We start from the raw sequence: 7,820 nt of genomic DNA on the forward strand, positions 1-7,820 counted from the left end.
TATCGGCGGGCACCGGTGCACGTGGCCGGACCCCTATCCCGACCTTCCCCCTTTCAGGGGGAAGGAGAAGAGGTCGGGGCGCGGACCCGGATCATGATCGTTCAATCGGAACTTCGCGTGCCGGATTTCTCGCCGCCGCCCGTTTAATCCGCATCGGGGACTTTGGCAGGGGCGGTATCGTGGGCAGCGTGGCGGTGGATCGGATGTTGCGGGATGCGGTGGCGCATTACTGCGCGGGCCGCGCGGCGGAGGCCGGCACGCTGTGCGGCGACATCCTCACCGCCCATCCCGACCATGTTCCGACGCTGCATCTGTCCGCCGTCATCGCCTTCGTGACCGATCGTGCTGCGGAAGGCGCGCTGCTGCTCAACCGGGTGTTCAATCTCGATCCGGATCATGCGCCGGCCTTCGCCACGCTCGGCGATGCGCTCGCCGTGAAGGGCGAGCACGAAGGCGCGGCGGCGGCGTTCGAGCGCGGCGCGACGCTGCGGCCGCAGGACGCCGGCCTGCGCATCAAGCTCGGCGTCGCATTGTGCGATCTGTCGCGTTTCGACGAGGCCGAGGCCGCGTTCCGCCGCGCGATCGCGCTCGATGGCGGCCTGACGCGGGCGCGATTCAACCTCGCCGTCGCGCTGGCCGGGCAGCAGCGGCCGGTCGAGGCGGAACAGGCCTATCGCGAGGTGATCGCGCGCGATCCGGTCTACCGCGGCGTTTGGCTCAACCTCGGCAATGTGCTGACCGATCAGAAGAGGCACGAGGCGGCCGCCACGGCCTATCGCCGCGGACTTGCCGCGGATCCCGACAATGTCGGGCTGCATTGCGGCCTTGGCGCGGCGCTCTATCGCCAGGGCTTTCTGGAGGACGCAATCCTGCACTACCGCCGCGCGATCGCGCTCGATCCCGGCAACATCGCGCCGCAGCGCCTGCTGGCGATGGTGCTGCACGAGGCGGGCGAGCGCGAGGAGGCTGTCCGCATCTATCGCCAGGTCTCGGCGCGCGACCCGTCCGATCACGTCATCCTCAACAATCTCGGCGCCTGCCTGTTCGAGCTCGGACAGGTCGACGACGCCATCGCCTGCGCCGAGCTCGCGCTGGCGATGAAGCCGGACTACGCCGCCGCGCACACCAATCTCGGGATCATCTTCGAGGCGCAGAACCTGGTCGAGGCCGCGGTCGCCGCGCATCGGCGCGCCATCGAGCTCGAGCCGCTCTATGCCAAGGGCCACGCCAACCTCGCGGTCGCGCTGCGCAATGCCGGCGAGATCGATGCGGCGCTGGTGGCCTCGCGCCGGGCGATTGCGCTCGATCCCGAGCAGCCGCTGGCGCACTACAATCACGCGCATTTCCTGCTGATGAACGGCGAGTTCGAGGAGGGCTTTGAGGAGTATCGGTGGCGCCGCAAGACCAAGATGCTCAGCGACGGCGATCCCGTGTTCGACGAGCCGGAATGGCAGGGCGAGCCGCTTGCCGGACGCACGCTGCTGCTGTTTGCCGAATATGGACTCGGCGACGCCATCAATTTCGTCCGCTACGTGCCGATGCTGGCGGGCAGAGGCGGCCGGATCATTCTGCAGGTGCAGCCGGCGCTGGTCGCGCTGCTGCGGCCGATGCTGCCCGATGTCGCGGTGTTCGCGCGCGGCGAGCCGCTGCCGCCGTTCGATCTGCAACTGCCGCTGCTGAGCTTGCCGCGGATCTTCCGCACCACCGTCGAGACCATTCCCGCAGCGACATCTTATCTGCGGGCAGATGCCGGCAAGCTCGCGCGCTGGCGCGAGGCGCTCGCCGGCGTGACCGCGCTGAAGGTCGGCGTGGTCTGGGCCGGCAATCCCAGGCACAACGGCGACCGCCAGCGCTCGCTGCCGGCGGACGCCGTGCTGCCGCGGCTGGTCACATCAGGCGTGCAGATCTACAGCCTGCAGAAGGAGCCGCGGCCGGACGATGATCCGGTGCTGCGGGGCCTCGGCGCAGGTATCATCGACCTCGCGCCGACGCTCGGCGATTTCGCCGACACCGCGGCAGCCTGCTGCGCGCTCGATCTCGTCATCGCCGTCGACACCTCGGTGGCGCATCTCGCCGGCGCGCTTGGCCGCCCGGTCTGGATGTTGTGTCCCTATGCGCTCGACTGGCGCTGGCTGCGCGACCGCTCCGACACGCCGTGGTATCCGACCATGCGACTGTTCCGCCAGGACAAGCCGCAGGCCTGGGACCGCGTGCTCGCGCGCGTGTCGGAAGAGCTTGCCCGCGTCGTTGCTGGCGAGCGGGAGTTGCTGCTGCCGGCTGCTCTTGCGGGTTGATCGGCGATCACCCGGCACTCATCCCCTGCGCGCCGCCGAGCAGCTTGGCGTTGAGCCGGCCGCCGTCGAACAGCATTTCGTTCACCGCGCCGTCGACGTCGGAGGAGGTGACCTCGCGGCCACCGTCCCTGACGATGCTGGCCTGGGCGAGACGGCGCATCAGCTCCTTGATGAAGGCTGCGCTGACGCCTTCGGTGCGTCGCACGGCGTCGTCGATGACGGGCTGCTCCAGCGGCAGGCCCTTGCCGTAGAGCCGGATCAGCTTGCCGCGCCCGGTCTCGTCGGGCAGCGGCACCTCGATCGCCTGGTCGATGCGGCCGGGCCGGCCGGCCAGCGCGCTCTCCAACTCTTCGGGACGGTTGGAGGTCAGCACGAACAGGATGTCGCAATCCTCCTTCAGGCCGTCCATCTCGTTGAGCAGCTTGTTGAGCAGTGATTCCTCGCACGGTCCGCCCATGTCCTCGCGGTCGCGTGCGATCAGATCGACGTCCTCGATCACGACCATGGTGGGCTGCAGCAGCCGCGCGAGGTTCATATAGGCGCCGAGCAGCCCGACCTGCTCGGCGGTGATGATCAGCGTGGTGTGATCCGGCAGGTTGGTGGCGAGATAGCGAATGGTGTGGGTCTTGCCGGTGCCGGGCGGGCCGTAGAGCAGGATGCCCTTGCGGGTCGACTGGCCGAGCTCGCGCAGCAGATCGCGGCTTTCGACAAAGCCGAGCACGTTGCGATCGAGCAGCCGCAGCGTCCGGTCCGGCAGGATCACGTCATCGCGAGCGACCGTCGGCAGGCGATGCACGGTCAAGCCACGCGAACGTCCGCGATAATTGGCGCCATCCTCCAGTGACAGGATCTTGCCGCGATAGGATCGCGCCGCATGTACGGCGGCTTCTAGTTCGGCGAAAGTGCGCTGCACGAAAGCATTGCCGGTCGCCCCGGCGGGCAACGCAAGCTCGATTCGCAGCGACGGCTCGTGATTATATTCGCGATGGAACGTCAGCAGCACGGCGTAGCGCAGTTCGCCGGTTCGGCACAGCCATAGTCCATTGGCGAGGCATTTCACCGGCTCGGCCTCGCCGATATCGACGTCGCGATATTGCGGCGGCGCGATCGCCGGTGCATTCCGGCCAGCCTTCATCAGCGCCGCGAAGTCCAGCGTCTCGTAGCGATATTCTTCATGGATGCCGAAGAAGTGGATCGGATCGGTGAACAGCTTGTCGATCGCGACCTGAACGTCGGCGCGCATGTGGCCCGGAAACTGTCGCGCCCGTGTCACGATCAGGTTGCGTGGCACGCCGGCGAAATGCCAGTCGAGCGCAACGTAAGCGGACCGAAACGTCTCGCCCGGCAATTCTTCCGAGCTGCGGCGTGCAGCGAGCAGGCAGTCGCTGCACAGCGACGCAGTCGTACCGGAGATCAGAATCTCCATCACGGCCCTCGGGGCTTCGCAGAGATCGCACGGGCGGCTGGCGTCGGCGGACTCGGTGGTGATCATCAACGGCTGGCCGTTGGAGCGGATCAGCCACTTCGCCGAGTTGAAGATTGCCCGTGCCACCGGTCCCGGATAGGGACCGCACGGAATGGCGCCCTTGGCCTCGATCAAGGCAGCGGAGGCGATGGCTTCCTGCTCGGATTTCCCGAACACCGTACACAACAAATTCTGCACGAATTCCAGCGGGGTCTCATCGTCGTCGTGAATGAAGAGCCGCACCGGACCGTCGTCACTAAACACGTCGTGCATGAAACCCTCGAAACGCAATTGGGAACAAAAAGAACAAAATAAGAACATCACGGTGGCTCCCGCGCGTCAAGCGAAAGATTCTGCCGCTTCATCCCTGACGTGTAGCGGGCCGATCGGCCGGGAACGCGCACTGGAAGTGTAAACGCGGCTCAACGCCTGTGACGATTGTGTTGCGGCAAATGCCAAGAGATGGCCGTCACAGCGGCAAACTTCCGACACACCATCGGGGCGAAAAGGAGTATCCGACATGGCGCGAGCGCGAGAGCAGATTCCTCCCAAGGGTTTGCGGTCGCGCAGTTATTTTATGAGGCCCTCGTGTCGCACAAACTTCGCCTTGCGCTGCTTCTCGTCTTCACTTTGTTCGTCTCTCCCGCGCTTGCGCAGCCGGCCGCCAAGCCGGCGCCGCCGCAACCCGCTACCGGCGACGCGCTGACGCCTGAGCAGGCGAAACGTGCGCTCGACACGCTGCAGGACGACAAGAAGCGCGGCGAGATCATCAACACCCTGCGCGCCATCGCCAATGCCTCGCCGCAGGCGGCGGCGCAGCCGGCGCCTGCGCCCGAGCAGCATTCGCCGATCCCGCTCACCGCCGACAGCCTCGGCGCACAGCTGTTGCTGATGGTGTCGGAACAGGTCGGCGAGATGTCGCGCGAGGTCACCGACGTCGCGCGCACGCTGACGCATTTCCCGGCGTTCTATTACTGGTTCGTGCGCACCGCCAACGATCCGGCCGCCTATGGCCTCCTGATCGACATCGCCTGGAAGCTGGCGCTGGTGTTCGGCTGCGCGCTCGCCGCCGAATGGGTGGTGTTCCGCCTGATCAAGCGGCCGGTCGCGTTCCTGGAAGCGCGGCTGCCGCAGACCGCGCGCGTGCCGGTGCAGACGCTCGCCAGCGTCGATCCGCCGTCGTCGGTTGCCGACGTCACGCCGGCGCCCGAGTTGCAGCGGCGCCGGCTCAGCCTGGCGCGGGCCTGGCAGTCGCTGGTCCGGCTGCCCTTCGTGCTCGGCCGCCTGCTGCTCGAATTGCTGCCGGTTGTCGTGTTCGGCGGCATCGCCACCGCGCTGCTCGGCACCGAGATCGGCGATCAGTCGACCACGCGGCTCGTGATCCTTGCCGTCGTCAACGCCTATGTGTTCTCGCGCGTCCTGATCTGCGCGGTGCGCGCGCTGGCGGGTCCCTTCGGCCTGTTCCGCGTCCGTGCCGAGACCGCGGCCTATATCGAGATCTGGGCCCGGCGCATCGTTGCCGTCGGCGTCTCGGGCATCGCCTTCGCCAATGTCGCGCTGCTGCTCGGGCTGCATCGCGCCGGCTATGCCGCGCTGATCCGGCTCGTGATGCTGGTCGTGCATCTGTTCGTTGTCGTCATCATCCTGCAGTGCCGCCGGCAGGTCGCCGACGTCATCCGCGCCCCGGCCGATCGCATCGGGTTTGCGGCGCGGGCGCGCAACCGGCTCGCGGCGCTCTGGCATGTGCTGGCGATCGCGCTTGACCTCGCGCTGTGGGCGGTGTGGGCGCTCAACATCCGCAACGGCTACTCGCTGCTGCTGCAATATTTCGTCGGCACCATCGCGGTGCTCTTGGTCACCCGCCTCGTCACCATGGTGGTGCTGAGCCTGATCGATCGCGGCTTCCGCATCAGCCCGGAGCTGATCCAGCGCTTCCCGGGGCTCGAGACCCGCGCCAACCGCTATCTGCCGTTGCTGCGCAAGGTGGTCACGGCGGTGATCGCCTTCATTGGCTTCGTCGCGCTGCTCGAGGTGTGGGGCGTCGACGCCATCGTCTGGTTCTATGGCGGCCAGATCGGAAGCCGCCTGATCTCGGCGCTGGTGACGATCGGCATTGCCGCGCTGGCCGCGGCCGTGATCTGGGAAGTCGCCAATGCGCTGATGGACCGGCAGATCGACACCCTGTCGCGCGAGGGGCATTACGCCCGCGCCGCGCGCCTGCGCACCTTCCAGCCGATGCTGCGCACCGCGCTGTTCTGCATGATCGTCGCGGTGGTCGGGCTCACGGCGCTCAGCGAGATCGGCGTCAATGTCGCGCCGCTGCTCGCCGGCGCCGGCATCGTCGGCATCGCGATCGGCTTCGGTTCGCAGAAGCTGGTGCAGGACCTCATCACCGGGCTGTTCCTCTTGATCGAGAACACGGTGCAGGTCGGCGACAACGTCACGGTGTCGGGCCTCTCGGGCGTGGTCGAGAACGTCTCGATCCGTACCATGCGGCTGCGCGCCGGCGACGGTTCGGTGCACGTGGTGCCGTTCAGCGCGGTGACCACGATCACCAATGCCAGCCGCGGCGCCGGCAATGCCGCGGTCAGCGTCAACGTGTCCTACAAGGAGGACACCGACCGCGCCGGCGAGGTGCTGAAAGACATCGTCGCCCAGATGCGCCAGGAGACGGCGTATCGCGCGCTGATCCGCGGCGATCTCGAATTGTGGGGCGTCGACAAGGTCGACGGCTCCGTGGTGACCATCGTCGGCCAGATCCGCTGCACCGACGGCGGCCGCTGGTCGGTGCAACGCGAGTTCAACCGCCGCATGAAGCGGCGCTTCCAGGAGGAGGGCATCGAGATCGCCTCGATGGGCCAGACCATCCTGATGCAGCTTCCTCCACCCTCCGAGCCCGACACCAACGCCCAGCCGCGCCGCGCGGCGGGGTAATCTGTGCGCTTCACCTCGCCCCGCTTGCGGGGAGAGGTCGAATTCGAGCGAAGCTCGAATTCGAGTGAGGGGATTCTCCGCGAGAGTATCTGCTTCCGTGTGTGCGGAGGCCGCCCGAGTAAACAGCGGGAATGCTTGCCGGCGCGTCTCACCGTTGCGACACGTCTCGCGACGATGAGACGTCGTCAGCCTTCTCGCACCCGCCGATCGGCCGCAGCCGGCCGAAATTCGGCCGTTCCCACCCATCCCTGCGACTTCCTCCGCTGGCACAGCGCTTGCTGATCGTCATGCAATGCGCGGCAAGACGCATTGCATGACCGAACCCAACGCGAAGGAAGGAAACGCACATGGAGCTTGGCTATTTCACCATGCCCTCTCACCCGCCGGAGTGCGGATTGAAGGAGGGCCACGACTGGGACCTGAAGACGCTGCGCTGGCTCGACGAGCTCGGCTACCAGGAAGCCTGGATCGGCGAGCATCACACCGCACCTTGGGAGCCGCATCCGTCGCCTGACCTGCTGGTGGCGCAGGCGCTGTTGCAGACCAAGAATCTGCGCATCGGGCCCGGGGGCTTCCTGCTGCCGTATCATCATCCCGCCGAGCTCGCGAACCGCGTTGCGATGCTCGATCATCTCTCGAACGGGCGCCTCAACTTCGGCGTCGCGGCCTCGGGCCTGCCGAGCGACTGGGCGATGTTCAATGTCGACGGCATGTCGGGCCAGAACCGCGACATGACCCGCGAGGCGCTCGAGATCATCCTGAAGATGTGGTCCGAGCCGGGACCCTGGACGCACAAGGGCAAGTATTGGACGGTGAGCAAGCCGGACACGATGTTCGACTTCCTCAAGCCGCACATCAAGCCGTTGCAGGGCCCGCATCCGCCGATCGGCGTCGCCGGCCTGTCGAAGAATTCGGACACCTTGAAGCTCGCCGGCGAGCGCGGCTTCATCCCGATGAGCCTCAACCTCAACCCGGCCTATGTCGGCAGCCACTGGGACTCGGTCGAGGCTGGCGCCGCCAAGACCGGCCGCAAGCCGAGCCGCAGGGACTGGCGGCTGGTGCGCGAGGTGTTCGTGGCGGATACCGACGAGGAGGCGTGGAAGCTGTCGACCGGCGACATGATGGGC

Annotated in this window: 4 protein-coding genes; 3 read left to right on the forward strand and 1 reads right to left on the reverse strand. The window is 67.0% G+C overall.

Annotated features, from left to right (window positions below; all coding sequences use genetic code 11):
* Positions 1-203: 203 nt before the first annotated feature.
* On the forward strand, positions 204-2,294 hold the full coding sequence (locus AKL29_RS14345) for a tetratricopeptide repeat protein (RefSeq protein WP_050384649.1): 2,091 nt from the start codon (positions 204-206) through the stop codon (positions 2,292-2,294).
* Positions 2,295-2,301: 7 nt separating this feature from the next.
* Here AKL29_RS14345 and AKL29_RS14350 read toward each other — a convergent pair whose 3' ends face one another.
* Complete coding sequence (locus tag AKL29_RS14350) at positions 2,302-4,032, reverse strand: ATP-dependent Clp protease adaptor ClpS (protein WP_050384650.1); 1,731 nt, start codon at positions 4,030-4,032, stop codon at positions 2,302-2,304.
* Positions 4,033-4,347: 315 nt separating this feature from the next.
* Between AKL29_RS14350 and AKL29_RS14355 the strand changes: the two genes are divergently transcribed.
* Complete coding sequence (locus AKL29_RS14355) at positions 4,348-6,693, forward strand: mechanosensitive ion channel family protein (protein WP_050384651.1); 2,346 nt, start codon at positions 4,348-4,350, stop codon at positions 6,691-6,693.
* 347 nt (positions 6,694-7,040) lie between these two features.
* The coding region (locus tag AKL29_RS14360) for an LLM class flavin-dependent oxidoreductase (RefSeq protein WP_244482030.1) at positions 7,041-7,820 on the forward strand (780 nt) is incomplete at its 3' end.

Source organism: Bradyrhizobium pachyrhizi, from assembly GCF_001189245.1.
In the GTDB taxonomy this organism is placed as follows: domain Bacteria; phylum Pseudomonadota; class Alphaproteobacteria; order Rhizobiales; family Xanthobacteraceae; genus Bradyrhizobium; species Bradyrhizobium pachyrhizi.